We start from the raw sequence: 17891 nt of genomic DNA, 5'->3' as shown, positions 1-17891 counted from the left end.
ATCTGGGAATAATATACTTCTTACAGGGTATATAGTAATTATTTCCATATTGAAATGGGAGATGGCGATGCAAAAGCTTATGCGAAAAGACAGAGGAAACGATCTTTTTGAACTGGCGATGTATGTGCTTGCGGCCGTGTGTTTTGTATATTTTCTCATAAAGGGTCCTGCTCCGAAGATGTGGCAGGCCGTCTTGATTGCAGTCGTATTGCTGTTGATCAGAGCCGTTGTTAAGCTGACCAAGACCACCATGTTTGCGGCTCTGAGGTTCTGTGTGCTGCTGTTCATTTTTATCACGATGTTTATGGCAAATGAATTTGGATTTTATAGTGTCATCCCCTATTTGGATAAAATTGAACATCTTTTTTCAGGTGTCATCCTCTGTTTCGTGGGTTTACTCATTTATGGGAAAGCAAGCGATATCGAGAATAAATCCGTCACGCCAAGCGCAAAAGTCGCTATATGGCTCAGCCTCTTCTTTTCTGTAGCGATGGCCGGCGTCTGGGAAATTTACGAGTTCACAACGGATCATTGGTTCGGATTGAATTCGCAAAACGGCAGCTTGCTGGATACAATGACAGATATCATCTGCGGGACGATAGGCGCGGTGATGACCAGTTTCTATTTAGTGATCCAAGCAAAGCGGAGGAAAATGCCATTACTTGACGAATAAGTACCTATTCAACGATAAACGTAAGTGATCAGGGCAGGGAGGTCCGCATGAGATGATGAATCCGGATACGATTTTCTTCGGAAGAGCGACCTACCAGATGTTTGAAGGCTACTGGCCACAAGTAGCAAATAATCCGAATGCACCTGCAGGCGCACGGGCGATGGCGAATGAGTTAAATGAGATGACCAAAATCGTATTCTCATCTACGCTGGAACAGGTAAGTTGGGTGAATTCCAAGTTAGTTCATCGGGATATTGCCAATTTTGTACGGGAGTTCAAGAAAGGGGAAGGAGCGGATATTGTCATTTTTGGCAGTGGAACGATTGTGCAACAATTAGCTAATGAAGAACTCATTGATGACTATTTGTTCGCGGTAACACCTGTCGTTTTGGGTGCGGGGAAGCCATTATTCCATGATGCAAGAGGAAATCTTAATCTCAAACTGAAGGAAACGAGGAGTTTTCGCTCAGGCAATGTGTTGCTCCATTATGAGAAGTAAAATGGACCTAAGAAGAAAGAGGAGTCTGCTTACGAGCAGCTCCTCTTTTTTATGGCCTGACAAAGTTCCCTTTTTCATTCGGAAAAATTAAATTGATACACGCCAATGGTTTCTGTACTTTTCGATGAAATAGTCAGATATGTATTATCAGTAGGTAATAAGGAGGGGAATCCATGCTTGAGGAGTATGAGTTTATTTTAAGCTTGAAGTTGATGGAGTTTGAAATTAGGCAAATAACCGCGTATACGAAGGCCTTTCCGCAGTGTTATACCATGTTGAAAAATAAATTAGATGGTCTGAGTGACTTTATACATAAAGAGGAAAATAGTCAAAACTGGCAGTTATGCCAATCAAATCGCGAGGTGCAGGAGTTAGCGAGAACCGTGAGAGAAGCCTCTATTCATGCTCTACGTGTATTGGAGAAATATCAAGCAGGTCATAACCAGAAGGATGAAATCCAGCTAAGCAAGTATATCGATTTGTTATCTATCTCCGTGCAGTCCGAAATGCAATGCTTGCATTTGGATGAAGAGAGTAAGGTGCTGTTTATTGGCTCGGGTGCATTCCCCTTGACTGTACTAACCATTGCAGAAGAGACAGGCGCAGAAGTAGTGGGACAGGATTTGGATAAGGAAGCGGTAGAGCTTGCTGAACAAGCATCGGCAATGAGCGAAGCGGCAAGTCGTGTGACGTTTACGCACCAGCCATTGAAAGAGTTGGGTTATGCCAAGGAGGCTACACAGATTATTGTGGCGTCACACGTTGAAAATAAGCACGAAGTTCTTGAGGAGTTGAGACAATTAGCAAACAGTCAAGCGAAGATTTTGATTAGGTATGGTAATGGGTTAAAATCGCTGTTTAACTATACATGGCCGGAAGAGAATCACTTACCTGGGTGGACACAAAGAAGTGGCAGTTCTGCCACACAGCTGTATGACACGATCATTTTGGAGAAAGCACTGCAAATGAAAGGAGTTTGAACGGCTATCCTGAATATTCCAACCTCTTTAAGCGCATAACAATAGGTAAAAGAATGTGTGAATAAGGAGAGTTTGGCATGAAGAAGGAGATTCCGAGGGAGCTAAGTGTCGAGAAAGAAGCCTACCAGACCTCTATCTCAGCCGAACTTTCCGAGAACATGAAGATCTTGCGAACACACTTTACAGATTGTGCGGATGTGTTGTTTACCCAGTTTCACACGGAAAATGGGTTGAATGCTTGCATGCTGCATCTTCGCGGCGCGGTGGATGTGGAACTTCAAGACGGTAATGTACTTGCCCCGCTTAAGAGCTCCAAAGTAGACCCTGAAGGCTCGATCGAAACCTTTAAAGCGTACATAAATGTGTCAAATGTTTATGAACTACAAACGATTGGACAAGTTCTCCATGACGTATTAGGCGGCAGATCTGTTGTGTTATTTGACAAGGTACATGGCGCTCTTACCATCGGACTCATGAGGTACGATACACGTGCCGTTGAAGAGCCGCTTGCCGAATCTGTTGTCCGTGGGTCAAGAGAAGGTTTTATTGAATCTACAACCGTTAATACTTCCTTAATTCGAAAAAGATTAAAAACACCAGCCTTAAAGTTCATCACCTTCACAGTTGGTACTTATTCCAAAACGGAATTAACTTTGGCTTATATTCAAGGGATTGCGAAACCTGATGTTATAAGCAAGGTTACAGAGAGAATTGAGCAGATCGATATTGATGGTGTGCTTGAGAGCGGATACATCGAGGAACTCATCGAAGGTAATACCTATTCACCTTTTCCACAGATACAAGCAACGGAACGCCCTGATGTGGCTGCAGCAAGCTTACTCGAAGGACGCATTCTTATTCTGACAGAAAATACACCCATCGTGCTGATTGTCCCGGCTACCTTCTGGTCGTTGATGCAATCACCGGAAGATTATTATCAGCGTTATTTGATTGGGACGTTGATTCGGTGGCTGCGTTATACCTTTTTCCTCATTGCCATGCTCGCTCCTGCCGTTTATGTGGCCGTTCTAACCTTCCACCAAGAGATGGTGCCGACAACCCTGCTTTTACGCGTAGCCAAATCGCGGGAAGAGATTCCGTTCCCTGCTTTGGTGGAAGCTCTGATCATGGAAATTACGTTTGAAGCGCTGCGCGAAGCGGGTATTCGACTCCCGAGGCAGGTCGGCTCAGCGGTCAGCATTGTTGGCGCGTTAGTCATTGGACAAGCAGCTATCCAAGCTGGCCTGGTTTCGGCGCCAATGGTCATGGTTGTAGCCATAACCGGGATCTCCTCATTCATGATGCCTCAGTACTCAGCAAGCATCGCGCTCCGGATCCTGCGATTTCCTATCATGATTCTATCAGGATTTATGGGGTTATTTGGTCTTATTCTTGGTCTGTTGGTCGTAATAAGCCATCTCTGTATTCTTCGTTCGTTTGGTGTACCGTATATGGCTCCAATAGCACCAATATCCTTAAGCGGCATAAAAGATGTGCTTATTAGGGCTCCAATCAATAAATTTAAAATGCGACCGTTATTTTATAGTCAAGGGAATACGAAGCGACAAGGCGATAAGCCGGATGAAAATTAATTTTGAAGGATTGATGGAGGGGAAGGGCATTGAGGCATCGGTTTGGCGTCCCAATACTTGTGTTCATACTGCTCTCTACAACAGGCTGCTGGGATCGCGTAGAAGTCAATGATATGGCCTTGATTATTTCAGCGGGGGTAGACAGAAAGAATGACCATAAAATTGAAATGACCGTTCAAGTCTTCATTCCGAATCCAGCTTCAGCAGGTACGGAGGGTAATGGAGGGGGGGAAGGCAATGTATTCACAATGTCATCAGTAGGCGAATCCATGGGGGATGCTTTAAGTGAATTGCAAAAGAGACTGCCTCGCTATTTTTCTTGGGGGCATGCGAAAGCGTATTTTTTTGGTGAAGAATTGGCTAGAAATGGGATGTACGATGAGTTAGATTTTTTATTCCGAGATGTCCAGACGCGGGAGCAAGCCAATTTCTTTGTCTGTAAAGGAACCGCTAGGCATCTGTTGGAGTCTCAGGTGGATCCTAATACCTATGAAACATTAATTAAGCTTTCACAGAAACCGGTCAATCATTCTTCGACGATGCATGAGGTCGAGGAACTGTTAAGTTCTGAATCGCAATCCTTTCTATTGCCTGTTATCGCTCCTACACCGCTAATCACGAATAGGGCTGTGAAGCAGATCCTAAGTGTAGAAGGGATGACCGTCATTCATAATCAGAAGCTGACAGGCTTTCTGAATGGCGAAGAAATAATGGGCGTTCGTTTATTAAGACCCAAAGATCTTGGCAGAAATATTACGCTCACAGAGGAGCTTGATGGCGGTAAAGTTGTGGTCAGAATTATGCATTCCAAAATTCGCTTATATCCTTCGATTGAAAACGGAGAATGGAAAATGAAATTGAAATTAACATTAGATGGGGATATCATACAAAATTCAACCACAATTCCTCTCACCAAAGGAACGAATGACATGAGACGCATCGAAGATCCATTTAATATTAAAATCAAGAAAATAATGGAATATACGCTACTTCGATTGCAAACCGTGCAAAAAGCGGACGTTGTCGGACTCGCGCGTTCCTTTCATAAGAAGTATCCACGTGAATGGAAAGCTTCCAAAGGCGAGTGGAATTCGATATTCGAAACCATGGATATACAGGTGGAAGTAGATAGTTCAATTCAAAGACCCGGAGTTGCCAATATCCCTGTGCGTCAGAAAAGAAAGGGGGATAGCGATGAATGATATGGTTTTAACAAACCGTCAAATCTTTTGGATGATGGTAAGCAGTCAAGTGATTATGACCATTCTATTGACCACGGCTCCAGCCATTCAATTGGCCAAACAGGATGCATGGTTTTCCTTACTTCTTTCTATCGCGATGGCGACAGGTATAGCCTATGTTTGTGGGAAACTAGCTTCGATTTTTCCTGACAAATCACTCATTGAATTTAACCGAATTTTGCTTGGAAAATGGCTGGGCGGGGTCATATCCTTTCTGTATTTACTGGTATGGATCGTCATCCTTACCGTGATATTAAAGCAATTCAGTTTATTTATTACAGGAACAATCATGCCGAGGACGCCCGTGTTTTTTATCCAAATCCCGATGTTTCTTGTTGTGCTCTATCCGACTGTACATGGTGTTGGCGTGATTGCACGTATTTGTGAATTAACAGGCCCCATTATCTTGATTGGCATCATAGGACCTTTGTTTCTAGCATTGAATCAACTGGACAAGGATCGGTTGCTGCCGATCTATATCGATACCGGCTTACTGCCGTTGATGAAAGGTGCACTGCCAGCGGCAGCCTTTTTAGGCGATTGTATTATGCTGCTCATGCTGATTGCTTTTGTCGCCCAGCGAAAGCAAATAGTGCGCCATGCGGTAGGAGGGGTTCTGCTCTCAGGAGTCGTAACCTTAATATCCGTTGTTTTCAGCATATTAATGTTCGGACAAAACGTGGCTGCCAATTACACGTATCCCATGCTTATGATCGTTCGCTCGATTTCTATTGGCGGCATCATCGAGAACCTGGACGCCATCGTTGTTACGATATGGATCATGAGTGTTTTTACGAAATTATCGTTATATTTGTTTGTTTCAAGCTATGGCACATCACAGCTTTTTGGTTTAAAAGACTGGAGAAAAGCGACATGGGTGATTGCGGCAATCGTCATGCTAGTCTCATTAATCCCCTTTAATTATGAGGAGATTTCCGTCATTTTCCCGGTAAAAGTAGCGGCTCCTTTTATTTTCCCGATTTTCATGGTGGTAGGTCCGCTTCTGCTGCTTGTTTTGGCGCTTATGAAACGGAAGAAATTACGTATGCAGTCGACCCCATAAGTGTTTACAGAGTTAGCCTAAGAGACTGCCCGAATGTATCGGCAGTCTCTTTTATTTTCGCCAACTATATTGACACTCGATATATCATGCGTTATTATATCGATATATGATACATTGTTGTTCGATATAACAGAAGGCGATATACGATTATCGGAAGTAGGAGGTGAGAAGCACTTGGAGTTTTCCAAAGATTTACTGCCATTGACGGAAGCATTTTATTATATTCTAGTGACATTGTATCCCCGCGCAGCACACGGTTACGCAATGATGCAGGATGTCGAGAAGATGAGCGCCGGCAGGGTGCGCATAGGTGCAGGTACCTTGTATACAGCTTTAAATACGCTGCAGAAAAAAGGGCTAATCGAGAACGCGCCAGAAACTGAGGTAGGTGCTGATTCACGTCGCAAGCTGTACGCGATAACCGAGCTGGGGAGGAACGTTTTGAAAGCAGAAATGGATCGTATGGAAGAATTATTGTCGAATGCGAGATCGGCCATCGCAAATGTGGAGTAGGAGAGGGAGAGCGAATGAAAACCAATACGCTAAGTAACCAATTCGAATACCGGACTAGATTTTCATTTGTATGGAATTATGAGAAGGATGAGACGTGGCTAACCGACTTGTCCGCACAAGGTCTACATTTGCTTAAACCTGGAGTATTTTGCAATCGCTTTGAGAAGAACAGCACGGTTCGTTATGTATATCGCATGGATTACCAAAAAATCAGCGGTACAGATAAGCTTGATGAATATAAGGCTCTTTTTGAAGATTCAGGTTGGGAGCATGTAGATTCACTTTTTGGCTGGCATTATTTCAGGAAACCGTTTCGTGAAGAGGAATCGTATGATATTTATACGGACCGTTTGTCGTTGAAGCTGTTATTCAAAAGAGTTCAACTCACTTTGGGTGTCGTTGCCTTAGCCAACTTGGTGTTGCTGCTCGTGAATGCGCCTAAGCTATTTACCGAAAAAAGCTCACAAGTAGTCGGAAGCACAATGACGTTCTTGGTGCCGATCGAATTATTCTGTGTTCTCTTGTTAGCCTACGGCTGCTTGCGATTTCAACAAAAAATCAAAAATCTCGATGAACAATGATTGAAAAAAAAGGTGTGATTACGGGATTGATTGCTTATGTGAAAAAAGTGTACTCCGCTTGGATCGACTATCCGCTGCAAGAGGGGAAATTGCTGCATGGTCAATATCGTATCCTGCGCTTTCTAGGGCTGGGAAGTTACGGGTTGACCTACCTGTGTCAAGACATCCGGACTGGCACAGAGCTCGTAGTTAAGCAGGCGAAACCGAGTAAGGGACAGCTAGGTCGCGACTTGCTGCGGCAGGAGACCGAAATTATGCGCCAACTGCAGCATCCTTCCATTCCTAGCTGTCTATCGTCTTTTCAGGAAAATAAACACATGTTTATGGTTATGCACTATGTGAAAGGTCGAACAGTTGAAGATTTGATTTTTGAAAGAGGCGCGAAATTTTCGGAAGAAGAAGCGTTAATCCTGATTCGCAAGCTCATGCAAGTGGTGTTGTATCTGCATAAGATGGGCTTTGTCCATCGCGATATCCGGATACCTAATGTTATTCTGCAGGGGGAGCGAATTCATTTAATTGATTTTGGCTTGGCCGCAAGAATTGGAGATCCAGCTTTGCAGGATGATGGAACAGACGAGGCGCTGCAGCGGCGGCGAGCAACTGAAGTGACATCTGATCTTTATGCGATCGGTCACTTTGTACTCTTTATGTTGTATTCAACCTTCGAATCGTCAGAGGTGCTTGTGGAAAGCGTCAAAAGCTGGGAGGAGGAGCTCGAGCTCACACCGGCTACGAAACGAATGCTTCGCAAGCTGCTCCAGGTAGATGCCTCCTACACGAGTACGCAAGCATTCATTGATGAGCTAGAAGCGATTCTTGCATAATGGCAAACAAAAAAAGCCACTTTCGCGGCTTTGGCTTAACTTGAACTATGTTGTCTATTACGGTAATAACCATGACCTTGCTGGCTGTGACCATTACCGTAATGCCGATCGGATGAAGAGTGACGACGACCATATTGAACCCTATGAGAGCTATTATGACGATAACCTCGGTGTTTGGAATGGAAAAAGGAGCCTAATAGTTTCTTAAGTAAATGTTTTATCATGTATCAGCAAGCCTCCAATCGTTTTAATTTTTAATACGAATGGAGACCTGTTTAGTTTCAAGCCAGCAGGGGATTATTCCATGTTTTCCCGTTCTAATTCGTTAAGGCGTTCGAGAATTCTCCGCTTTCTGTACAGCATTTTTGCGGATTCACCTACATCCTTCAGCGTACCGCGATTAATCCATGCCCCGAAGAGGATGCCGGCAATAGGAATCATCTGAAACAGTTTCTTCCAACCCCAATTGTCGCGGTAGGTAGCAAATACTTCCCGCCAGCCCTGCAGCTGTGAAATCATCTGCGCATCTGCTTGATCATTGGCCGCATAGTCGCTAAGCTCATCAAGGATCGCTTTCTTGCCGACGATATCTGCCGAAGAGAATTGCATGCATTTAATCGTAAATATCCGTTCCTGCTTGATTTTGGGATCATAACCATAACAGATGGCCAGCTCTTGAATCGTTTTCAAAGACAGGCCGAGAACAGCTGGAATGTCGATGGCTAAGGTCAAAATACCGCCAATTCCCGTCGTTGCTCCTTGGAGCGTAGCTAATTTCGTCCGATTGTGAATAATCTCATCTGCGGCTTGATCAAGGATGCGAAGTGGCAGGGTCCCCACATCTTCAATTGCAACAATCTCGGTATGCGCCGGTTGATTTCCCTCAACACGCTGACGAACTTCAGCGATATGGCGCAATGTTCCCCCTTCAGAAATGAGATAGCGGCCACCTGCCTGCAAATAATTTCCTAGTTCATTCAAAGCCTCGCTAATCTTCTTGTTCAAAAATTTAGGTGTCAATCGATCTAACAATTGAAAAGGCAGACGCCCAATTTTCTCCCAAAACCACAAATCCTTCTGCTCCGACTCCCAAGTTTGTATAACGTTCAGCTCTTGCAGCAATTGCTCTCTAGATTCCAACATGATTTACAACTCCTTTGCATCTTGTATACGTTCAATGCGGGATTTGGATGCAAAGTCAATTTTTTTGATACCGCGTTGCCACTTGTTCTAAATATTTGTGAATCCAGTCATCGACAGATTCGGAGTTGAGACAATTTTTGCGAAAGTTGCTTGGCGGAGTGCCCATTTCTTTCGTGAAGACTTGAGTAAAATAGTGGATGCTTTCAAAGCCAGTATCTTCTGCAATTTGTTTCAGTGGAATGTCCGTGTAACCGAGCAAATAGGCGGCCCTTTTGACTCTTTCTGTTTTGACGACCGAAGGAAAGGATTGACCTAATTCTTCCGCCATTAGGCGGGAAAGCTGCCGCTCGGATACATGCAGGTTATGGGCTACATCTGAAAGTGCTATTTTCTTAGTAAGATGTGTCTGTATATATTCTTTTGCCCGTTTGAGAGTGCCTTGCAGCTCTGAGATCGCCGTAGATGAAGCCGTATCGCCAGAGACGCAGTGATGCAGAAATAAGCTGATACAACTTATAACAAGTGTATAGGCTAGATGTTCAATGGATTCTTTGTAGCGAATTTCAGACTCGGCCGCCTGGATAAGCAGTGCTTGCCAAATGAGCGCAGGCGTAGTCTGCTCGGCATTCGGGATGAATAAGTGCGGATAAGCACTCAATTGATGAAAATCGCGAATAAAAGCTTCGCTGGATTCGGACGCTACAGGCTCAATGGCAAAAAATAGCAGCAGCATGCCCTCATCGCTTTGTATATAGTGTCTGCTCTCGGGTTTGGAACAATACAGCGTTCCAGCACGCAGCGGATAGGTTACTCCATCTGAGAAGTAAACGCCTTCACCTTGGACAACATAACAAATCTCAAAAAAGGAATGCGCATGGGGGATATTCCCTTTATGCTGCGGTTTCGCACCCCAATAATGAACAAAGATGGATGCGGACGCCCCTTGCAGCTGATCCAGATGTTGGTTGAGGTATAAATTGCTTCGAGAATAAACGGTATGGCTCAGCACGAAAGTGATCACCCCTCTGGTAAGCTGACATCTATTATATCATGTAATTTTTGAAAAAAAGCGGCGTGTTTTTACAAAGACTGACGCCATGTTCCTTTTCTATAATGAGGTGGACGATAACGCAAAGGGGCTGTTCGATATGGGAAGCGAGAATCAGGTATCGCTGTCAGGAATTATGGGATTTCCGGTAACACCGTTTGATCATAACGAGAATGTGAATGAAAAAGCGTTCGAAACAAATGTACAATTTTTATTGGCAGGTGGCTTAGATTCTGTATTTGTTTGTGCGGGTTCTGGCGAATTTCAATCTCTGGATATCAAAGAATATGAGCAGCTAGTTGGGATCGGAGTCTCTGTTTCTGCGGGAAAAGTGCCCGTATTTGCAGGAGCAGGGGGCAATTTGAAGGAAGCGATTGAACGCGTCCAACTGGCGGAAAAACTTGGCGCAGACGGGTTGCTGCTGCTGCCGCCTTACCTCATTATTCCTGAACAGGAAGGATTGTATCACTACTATCGAACTCTCGCTCAGAGCACGGCATTGCCCGTCATCATTTATCAACGCGATAATTCGGTATTTACGTTAACTACACTTGAAAAATTGGCGAATCTGCCGAACGTCATCGGGTTCAAGGATGGTTTAGGTAACTTCGAACTTAATATCGAATTCGTGCAATCGCTTGGAAACAAGCTGCAATGGATGAACGGGATGCCGCTTGCGGAGCTCACTATGCCTGCCTATCATGCGCTTGGCTTCCATTCCTATTCATCAGCAATTTCCAATTATATCCCGCAGGTTTCGAGAAAATATCATGAGAGTCTCATTGGTGGCAACCAGGAACTGCTGCAAGCGATTTATCGCGAAGTGATCTTACCGATTCATCGTATCCGTCAACAGCGCAAAGGCTATGCGGTTTCACTGATTAAGGCAGGGATGGAAATCGTTGGTTTGCCGGTTGGCTTACAAGTTCGTGCACCGCTAGTGCAAGTTGAGCGTGAGCATTATGTGCAGTTGGAAGTGATTATCCAGAAAAGCATGGACTTGATCGCATCTACCCATAACATATAGGAGGTAATGAACAATGATGAAGGTGTCGATTCAAGTTCCAACTTGTGAGCTGTCCGATAGCGATTTGAAACAAATGTGCCAACTTGGCGTCGATTGTATAGATTTTACGCGGGGTTCTTCTTTTCCAGGCGTGAAGGAACTCGGTTATCCAGATCTCGATCAGTTAATTAAGCTAAAACGAAGAATCCGTTCACATGGGATGGACATCAACCGTGTGACGCTTCCAGATATATCAAACAGTTTTATGTCAGAGGAACCTGGTTCAGAAGTTCAATTGGAGCATGTGAGCAATGCCATCAAAACATTTGGCGAAGCGGGGATCACGCTGGTTCGTCAACGGTTTGCAGGCGATGTTTTTCCATATATGTCAGAGGAATACACAGTTGTGCACCGCGGAGGCGCGTTGGTACGGGGAGAATCTATTCAACTGAACCCAGACAAGCAGCCTCCTAGCGTAGAACAATTGAACGCGTGGTGGAAACGTTTTGACCTCGTCTTCGGTAGATTGGTGCCGTTGGCAGAAGAATACAACGTTAATCTGGCTGTACATCCATCTGATACACCGCATCATAATACCCCATTCGGCGGGCTTGGTTTTCACCGCGTCATCGATTCTTTTCCTAGCAGAAATGTTGGATTGGTTTACTGCGTTGGGACTCGCGGGGAAGCAGGCGGCACACCCTTAGTTCTTGATGAGATTTATCAATACGGGCGCAAGGATCGGATACTGTTGGTTCATTTCCGTAATATTCGGGGCAGTTTAGCGACTGCGGGTGCATTTGAAGAGGCGCTGCTCGACGATGGTCATATGAATATGGCGAAAATTTTATTAGCCTTGCATCAGGTCGGCTATAACGGTTGTATCAACCCGGATCACATTACTTCACTTGAAATGGACCGTGCACCGCATAATCCTTCGAAATCCGGCATGGGTTGGGTGGGCTGGGCTTATTCGATCGGTTATGTGAAAGCGCTGCTTGCGGCGTTAACTGAATTTAGAGGCGGGAGGGACTAAAGAGTGGCTGAATCTAAAACGTATCTCAATTATATAGGTGGTGAGTGGAAAGCCGCTTCAAGCAGCTTGGTTGAGGCAAGTATGAACCCGGCTAACCGCCATGAAACGGTGGGCTACATCCAGAAATCTACGCTGGATGATCTGAATGAGGCTGTAGGTGCAGCTAGAGAGGCCAAGATGGGCTGGCGCAAATTATCAGGAGCGGCACGGGGTGAGTTTTTGTTTAGGGTCGCCAACCACGTAGAGCAGCGTTTGGATGAAATTGCGGAAATGATGACCCGCGAAATGGGGAAAACGCTTCCAGAAGCGAAAGGCGAAACCGCCCGCGGTGTGGCGATTTTGCGCTATTACGCAGGCGAAGGCATGCGCAGTGTTGGTGACGTGATTCCTTCTACGGATAGCGCTGCATTGATGTTCACGTCACGCGTGCCGCTTGGTGTCGTCGGCGTCATCACGCCGTGGAATTTCCCAGTTGCGATTCCCATCTGGAAAATGGCTCCAGCTTTAATCTACGGTAACACCGTAGTGTTCAAGCCAGCGCAAGAAACAGCGATTACCGCTGCTTTACTCATGGAGTGTTTCCATGCAGCAGGTCTTCCTGCAGGTGTCATCAATATGGTGACGGGTGATGGTAGCGTCATAGGACAGGCTATGTCCGATCATCCGCACATCCAAGGCATCACGTTTACAGGCTCGAACCTAGTTGGGAAAAGGGTCGGGCAAAGCGCTCTCGCAAGAGGAGCCAAGTACCAGCTCGAAATGGGAGGGAAGAACCCCGTTATCGTAGCACAGGATGCGGACCTAGACCTAGCCGTGGATGCAACGATTAGCGGGGGCCTGAAATCCTCTGGGCAGAAATGCACAGCGACGAGCCGTGTTATCGTCCATCATGAGATTTACGAGGCTTTTAAGAACAAGCTGCTGCAGAAAGTTCAGAATATCCGTCTAGGCTCTGGATTAGAGGCTGAAACATGGATGGGCCCACTTGCAAGTGAAAATCAGTTCCGTACTGTGCTCTCCTACATCGCAAAAGGAATAGAAGAAGGCGGTACTTTGCTATACGGTGGCGGGCAAGGTAAGGGACAGGAGTTGGAAGCTGGCTACTTCATTGAACCTACCGTTTTTGAGAACATCTCCAGCTCGATGACGATCGCGCAGGAAGAGATTTTCGGGCCAGTGCTTGCCCTCATTAAGGTGGATTCGCTGGAGGAGGCGATCCACATCGCGAATGACGTGAAATTCGGGCTCAGCGCGTCGATTTTTACACGAGATATTTCGACCATGCTGACGTTCATGAATGATATTGATGCCGGCATGGTTCGGATCAATGCGGAGAGTGCTGGTGTGGAACTGCAAGCACCATTTGGCGGCGTGAAGCAGTCCAGTTCAGGCTCTCGGGAGCAGGGGCAAGCTGCGATTGAATTTTATACGGATATAAAAACGGTCTTCGTTAAAGCTTAATCAACGATTTGAAGTGAATAGTTGGGCGGGATTCTTATCCTGCTCAACTATTTTTTTTCTGCAAAATGAACGGTTCTTATCGAAAAATAAGAGAAGACGACAAGAAATGTCAGCGATCTTTGTGTGAATCTGGATTTTGAATGTATAATAGTCCTATAGATTATTTAACAACTAGGTGAACAAAGGGGGATGTACTGTGCAATCGAAGTTTAAAGTCGCTTTAGGCATATCCATTCTGGGTTATGTCGTAAGTCTCATAACTGCCCGCTTCCTGCCTGGCGCAGTTAACTTATTAGTGCCAACTACTTTTTCATTAGGCAGTCTTATCATACTTAGCCGCAATCATTCCATGGAAGTAAAAAGGTTAAATGCACCGAACCCAGCTAGTGAATCATTACCAAATGTGGCGCGTACAAGCAGTACTACTACTACTCCTAGCAGTGAACTGGAATCGAAAGACGACAATGATCCATTCTGGGGGCCGATTTCGGAGTACATTCATGTAATTGAAGAGACGATGATCTCAGAGGGTCAGAAGAACACGCTCGATAATGAAATCGTAGAAAAAACGCTTAGCCTGCTTGCAAGGGTTGGCAGGTTAATTCCGCAGCTGAAAGAGCTGAATGATGCAAACATGAATCATAATATACAACGGTTGATTTTCAAGGACCTGAATGGCGCAATTAACCCTTTTCTTAAATTAGGAGGAGAAGCGAAACGGTTAAATCGTCGTCTTCTGCTTACTGGGATCAAGGATATTAACTCCAAACTTTCTGCTTATGTGGAGACAATTGAACAAAAAGATCTCATTGAATTGCAAACTCGAATGGAACTCATCCAACAACGCTATCGCTCTGAAGATTAAAGGAGGAACTAACGATGACAACCCAATTAGTGAAATTAAAGTCGGCAGATTTAGAGAGAGTTGAACAAGAAGCGAAACAAATGCTCCAAAAAGTATCTACTACGGATGATATGGAACTAGAAGTATTAATGGATTCTATCGGTCGTATGGGTGCCAAAACGATGGAGCAAGCTGGTCAATCTTTAGCCATGTTGGAGCGTCCTGTGAATGAGTTGATGTCTGGCAAACGCTCAGAGGTTCAAAACAATATATTGAAACTCCGTCATGAAATTGATTCTTTGAGTAAAAGTAAGCAGCTTGGCTTTTTTGAGAAAATCATGAAAAAGACACCACTGAAAAATTATGTATACAAATATCAGTCTGTGAAAACCAACGTGAATGCAATCGTCCAATCGCTTCGCAATGGCAAGGAAACACTTGAAGAAAATATGGCCTACATGAAGACATTGAAGAAAAACTCCATAGAGTCTGTCTACAATCTTCAAATGCGGATCGCGATGGGCGAGAATTTAAGGCAGTTATTTGAAGAGGAAATCAGCAAACCGGAAAATGAAGAACGTAAAGTTCATCTCGAAAGAGGTCTTCGTAAAGTCGTGACGCGGATACAGTCCTTTCAGGAAATGGTTATTCTCTATCAGCAGGCAATTGCTGGTACGGATATCATCAATGACAATAATGATAAACTCATAGATGCCGTTGATGCGACAATTGATAAAACTCAGAATCTGCTTACTGTATCTGCGATGATTTCCATGGCTATCGAGGATCAAGTACAAACCATTGATGCTGTAAATTCGGCGAATGCGACGCTTAATAAAATGTTTGAGGACAACTCTCGTTTGCTGAAAGAAACGACGCAGAAAACGAATGAGTTGCTTGGAAACTCAGGTTTACAAATGGACTCGATCGAGCGTGGAATGAATGATCTCTTCAGTGCTTTGGATCTATTCGAACAATCCAATCGGACAATCATTCAATCAGCTACGGAGCACACGAAACGACTCGGGGACATTAGCCAGCAGATGACCCAGAGACTTGGCTTAATGCCTGGAAATAAAACGAATGCTGAGAAAGAATCTGAGCTCAGCGGGCTTTTAGAGTAATGAATTGCGAGACTGCCTCGGGTACTTGGCAGTCTCGTTTTTTATTTCATCATCCACGACGTGAATAAGATTCATCCATAATTGGGACATTAGACCGAATGTCAACCAATCGAAATGGGAGGAAAGTACAATGCCTGATCATACTAAAGGCCAGAAGAACATCGTTGAAAACAAACCGAGTCTGTTTAATAACATGGGGCAGTCAGCGACAAATTATGTCCAGAATGCCATTGAGAATGTGTTTGAATCCACGCAAGATGCGACCCAAAACTTGGTGAACAACGTCATGAAGCGGCGGAAGTCTGAGAATAAAGATTAGCGGTGCGAACCAGATTAACGGTAGATTTTCCCGCTAATACAGCAAAGGGGAGAGGGGGTGCACGGATTCTCGCTTGATAGGTACAGAGGCACTTCACTAGTCCGCGTCCTATTTAAACAGGCCAGCGCAATGAATCGAATGTGCATAGCAAGAATTAATATTTATACGAATCCACAAGAAAAGCCGCCTCCAAGGCGGTTTTTGTATGTTCGTATAAATTTTCTATTCATATACCCACTTTTCAGATCTATCAAATTCATGTAAAGTATGGAAAAGACATCTAAGCGATAAGCGTTTTTGGATGGTAACTAACCTTTTAAAACGAGAGGAGAATGATTGATGTATTCTTTATTAATCGTGGATGATGAAAGGTGGGTTCGTCAAGGATTAGTTACAACCATTGATTGGCTAGCAGAAGGCATTGAAGTGATAGGAGAAATGGAGGATGGTGAAGATGCGTTAACCTTCATTCAAGATCAGATACCGGATATCATTATCACCGATATCAAAATGCCGCGTATGGATGGACTAGCGTTCATTGAATCACTCAAAAACGCCAATGTGCCCTCCAAAGTCATTATTATCAGCGGATACAGCGAGTTTAGCTATGCACAAAAGGCAATGCGTCTCGGAGCCGTCGATTATGTACTGAAGCCTATTGAGGAAACTCTCATACTGGAAGTTGTGCGAAAGTGCATTGAGCAAATAAAACGTGAAAGAGAAGATCATGATGAATTCGTGCAGATGTCCGAACGCGTTCGTGAAAGTTTACCGCTCGCGCGGCAGCGTTACGTTGAAACACTCCTGAATAATGGAAGCGCTTCACATCAATTCTCACGTACGGTGTGGGACCGTCTCAATATGCAATTAGATCCGAACCAGATCAAAGTTATCATGATCAAGGTTTATGATTGGGGCGTGCATGAGCACAACCCGAAGGAGCATTATTTACTCCGCCATGCAATCGGCAATCTAGCCAAAGAAACCGGAAAACACGTGGTGAAGATGATCACTTGTCCTCTCCATGACGACATAGATACAGATCTAGTCATTCTAGTTTCCCCATACAAGGAGAATGATCTTGGCCATGAGCAGGCGACTTGGGAAACGCTAATTGCAGCTTGTTGGCGGTACTTGGGCATCGGCATCAACATTGGGATTAGTAAACAAAGTCAGATTACAGACCTTCATGCTTCATTCCAGGAAGCCGTGCAAATCTCTGCATACGCGTTCTACGAAGGATATGGGAAGGTTTATGATGCGGATATGATGGAAGTGCCTCAATCACATCAACTCCCTAAATACACGCAACCGAATGGATGGGTGACAAGGTTTGTACATGCTGTGAAGCTTAGCGACGAAGCTGCGCTTCGTGCATTAATCGATGAGCTTTTCGCACATTTACAAATGCATAAACAGAAGTGTTCGCCACACGCATTGAGAAAGGGCTTAACCTCTCTTTTCAGTGAAGTGGAGATGAAATTAGAGATTACTTATCCTTCTGATTTGAAAGAGGCTAATAAGAGCTTTGTCCTTCCCTACTTTGCGTTGTCAGATTTAAAGGATGTGCTGCTCACGATCCTGCTCCAATTCCAGCCAGGCGATAATACCTCGGGAAATCGCAAAAGATTTATCGAGCTGGCTGTCGACTATATGGAAAAGCATTATACAGAACCGCTTACCATGAACCGAGTAGCTGAACATTTGTTTTTAAACCCTTCTTATTTCAGCAAAATATTTCATGAAAAAATGGGCGATACGTTCAGTAAATACTTAATTCGTCTACGGGTCAATAGGGCCAAGGAGCTTCTCAAAGATTCGACGCTTAAAATATATGAGGTGGCGGAGCAGGTAGGTTACCAGGACTTCCGGCATTTTGTGAAACTGTTTAAGGAGCAGGAGGGAATGACCCCCGCTCAGTATCGCGATATTGGCGTCTAA

18 protein-coding genes are annotated in these 17891 nt (G+C 44.6%); 16 read left to right on the top strand and 2 right to left on the bottom strand.

Features of this window, described 5'->3' with window-relative positions; genetic code table 11:
- Positions 1 to 67 precede the first annotated feature (67 nt).
- From GQF01_RS33600 to GQF01_RS33560, 9 genes are all read left to right on the top strand, one after another.
- The gene (locus GQF01_RS33600; RefSeq protein ID WP_161411615.1) at positions 68 to 673 is read left to right on the top strand and encodes a hypothetical protein; all 606 of its coding nucleotides are present in this window, start codon (positions 68 to 70) and stop codon (positions 671 to 673) included.
- 52 nt (positions 674 to 725) lie between these two features.
- Positions 726 to 1172: a dihydrofolate reductase family protein gene (locus tag GQF01_RS33595; protein WP_161411613.1), complete on the top strand. Its 447-nt coding sequence runs from the start codon at positions 726 to 728 to the stop codon at positions 1170 to 1172.
- A gap of 173 nt (positions 1173 to 1345) precedes the next feature.
- A complete protein-coding gene (locus GQF01_RS33590; RefSeq protein WP_161411611.1) occupies positions 1346 to 2152 on the top strand; it encodes a class I SAM-dependent methyltransferase in 807 nt (268 codons plus the stop codon).
- A gap of 77 nt (positions 2153 to 2229) precedes the next feature.
- Positions 2230 to 3744: a spore germination protein gene (locus GQF01_RS33585; RefSeq protein ID WP_161411609.1), complete on the top strand. Its 1515-nt coding sequence runs from the start codon at positions 2230 to 2232 to the stop codon at positions 3742 to 3744.
- A gap of 29 nt (positions 3745 to 3773) precedes the next feature.
- On the top strand, positions 3774 to 4946 hold the full coding sequence (locus GQF01_RS33580; protein WP_161411607.1) for a Ger(x)C family spore germination protein: 1173 nt from the start codon (positions 3774 to 3776) through the stop codon (positions 4944 to 4946).
- Positions 4939 to 6048, top strand: a complete 1110-nt coding sequence (locus GQF01_RS33575; RefSeq protein WP_161411605.1) for a GerAB/ArcD/ProY family transporter — start codon at positions 4939 to 4941, stop codon at positions 6046 to 6048. The genes GQF01_RS33580 and GQF01_RS33575 overlap by 8 nt, the downstream gene beginning before the upstream one ends.
- A 174-nt stretch (positions 6049 to 6222) precedes the next feature.
- Positions 6223 to 6561, top strand: a complete 339-nt coding sequence (locus GQF01_RS33570) for a PadR family transcriptional regulator (RefSeq protein ID WP_235960790.1) — start codon at positions 6223 to 6225, stop codon at positions 6559 to 6561.
- Positions 6562 to 6575: 14 nt separating this feature from the next.
- Positions 6576 to 7142, top strand: a complete 567-nt coding sequence (locus GQF01_RS33565; protein WP_161411601.1) for a DUF2812 domain-containing protein — start codon at positions 6576 to 6578, stop codon at positions 7140 to 7142.
- Complete coding sequence (locus tag GQF01_RS33560; RefSeq protein ID WP_161411599.1) at positions 7139 to 7969, top strand: serine/threonine protein kinase; 831 nt, start codon at positions 7139 to 7141, stop codon at positions 7967 to 7969. Before GQF01_RS33565 ends, GQF01_RS33560 begins: the two co-directional genes overlap by 4 nt.
- Positions 7970 to 8266: 297 nt before the next feature.
- Here GQF01_RS33560 and GQF01_RS33555 read toward each other — a convergent pair whose 3' ends face one another.
- Positions 8267 to 9112 (bottom strand): EcsC family protein, encoded by an 846-nt coding sequence (locus tag GQF01_RS33555; protein ID WP_161411597.1) that lies wholly within the window; start codon positions 9110 to 9112, stop codon positions 8267 to 8269.
- Positions 9113 to 9167: 55 nt separating this feature from the next.
- Positions 9168 to 10121: an AraC family transcriptional regulator gene (locus GQF01_RS33550; RefSeq protein WP_161411596.1), complete on the bottom strand. Its 954-nt coding sequence runs from the start codon at positions 10119 to 10121 to the stop codon at positions 9168 to 9170.
- Positions 10122 to 10260: 139 nt separating this feature from the next.
- Here GQF01_RS33550 and kdgD point away from each other — a divergent pair, with 139 nt between their 5' ends.
- The 7 genes from kdgD to GQF01_RS33515 all read left to right on the top strand — a co-directional run bounded on the left by kdgD (position 10261) and on the right by GQF01_RS33515 (position 17891).
- Entirely contained in the window at positions 10261 to 11187 is a 927-nt protein-coding gene (gene kdgD / locus GQF01_RS33545; RefSeq protein WP_161412103.1) for a 5-dehydro-4-deoxyglucarate dehydratase, read from the top strand.
- 13 nt (positions 11188 to 11200) lie between these two features.
- The gene (locus GQF01_RS33540) at positions 11201 to 12202 is read left to right on the top strand and encodes a mannonate dehydratase (protein ID WP_161411594.1); all 1002 of its coding nucleotides are present in this window, start codon (positions 11201 to 11203) and stop codon (positions 12200 to 12202) included.
- Positions 12203 to 12205: 3 nt separating this feature from the next.
- Complete coding sequence (gucD, locus tag GQF01_RS33535; RefSeq protein ID WP_328803587.1) at positions 12206 to 13663, top strand: alpha-ketoglutaric semialdehyde dehydrogenase GucD; 1458 nt, start codon at positions 12206 to 12208, stop codon at positions 13661 to 13663.
- 196 nt (positions 13664 to 13859) lie between these two features.
- Positions 13860 to 14528: a hypothetical protein gene (locus GQF01_RS33530; RefSeq protein ID WP_161411592.1), complete on the top strand. Its 669-nt coding sequence runs from the start codon at positions 13860 to 13862 to the stop codon at positions 14526 to 14528.
- Between the two features lie 14 nt (positions 14529 to 14542).
- Positions 14543 to 15631, top strand: a complete 1089-nt coding sequence (locus tag GQF01_RS33525) for a toxic anion resistance protein (RefSeq protein ID WP_161411589.1) — start codon at positions 14543 to 14545, stop codon at positions 15629 to 15631.
- 130 nt (positions 15632 to 15761) lie between these two features.
- Complete coding sequence (locus GQF01_RS33520) at positions 15762 to 15950, top strand: hypothetical protein (RefSeq protein ID WP_161411587.1); 189 nt, start codon at positions 15762 to 15764, stop codon at positions 15948 to 15950.
- Between the two features lie 339 nt (positions 15951 to 16289).
- A complete protein-coding gene (locus GQF01_RS33515; protein WP_161411585.1) occupies positions 16290 to 17891 on the top strand; it encodes a response regulator in 1602 nt (533 codons plus the stop codon).

Origin of the sequence: Paenibacillus silvestris (assembly GCF_009882985.1) — a bacterium.
Classification (GTDB): domain Bacteria; phylum Bacillota; class Bacilli; order Paenibacillales; family NBRC-103111; genus Paenibacillus_E; species Paenibacillus_E silvestris.
Note: the sequence above shows the minus strand (reverse complement) of the source record. Positions and strands in the feature narration are given on the sequence as shown.

What these genes read in the sequence shown, in the direction of transcription:
- GQF01_RS33595 (WP_161411613.1), top strand. Translation starts at nt 726, where the DNA reads ATGATGAATCCGGATACGATTTTCTTCGGAAGAGCGACCTACCAGATG.
- GQF01_RS33555 (WP_161411597.1), bottom strand. Translation starts at nt 9,112, where the DNA reads ATGTTGGAATCTAGAGAGCAATTGCTGCAAGAGCTGAACGTTATACAA.
- GQF01_RS33585 (WP_161411609.1), top strand. Translation starts at nt 2,230, where the DNA reads ATGAAGAAGGAGATTCCGAGGGAGCTAAGTGTCGAGAAAGAAGCCTAC.
- GQF01_RS33515 (WP_161411585.1), top strand. Translation starts at nt 16,290, where the DNA reads ATGTATTCTTTATTAATCGTGGATGATGAAAGGTGGGTTCGTCAAGGA.
- GQF01_RS33525 (WP_161411589.1), top strand. Translation starts at nt 14,543, where the DNA reads ATGACAACCCAATTAGTGAAATTAAAGTCGGCAGATTTAGAGAGAGTT.
- GQF01_RS33600 (WP_161411615.1), top strand. Translation starts at nt 68, where the DNA reads ATGCAAAAGCTTATGCGAAAAGACAGAGGAAACGATCTTTTTGAACTG.
- GQF01_RS33565 (WP_161411601.1), top strand. Translation starts at nt 6,576, where the DNA reads ATGAAAACCAATACGCTAAGTAACCAATTCGAATACCGGACTAGATTT.
- kdgD (WP_161412103.1), top strand. Translation starts at nt 10,261, where the DNA reads ATGGGAAGCGAGAATCAGGTATCGCTGTCAGGAATTATGGGATTTCCG.
- GQF01_RS33520 (WP_161411587.1), top strand. Translation starts at nt 15,762, where the DNA reads ATGCCTGATCATACTAAAGGCCAGAAGAACATCGTTGAAAACAAACCG.
- GQF01_RS33590 (WP_161411611.1), top strand. Translation starts at nt 1,346, where the DNA reads ATGCTTGAGGAGTATGAGTTTATTTTAAGCTTGAAGTTGATGGAGTTT.
- GQF01_RS33560 (WP_161411599.1), top strand. Translation starts at nt 7,139, where the DNA reads ATGATTGAAAAAAAAGGTGTGATTACGGGATTGATTGCTTATGTGAAA.
- GQF01_RS33575 (WP_161411605.1), top strand. Translation starts at nt 4,939, where the DNA reads ATGAATGATATGGTTTTAACAAACCGTCAAATCTTTTGGATGATGGTA.
- GQF01_RS33540 (WP_161411594.1), top strand. Translation starts at nt 11,201, where the DNA reads ATGATGAAGGTGTCGATTCAAGTTCCAACTTGTGAGCTGTCCGATAGC.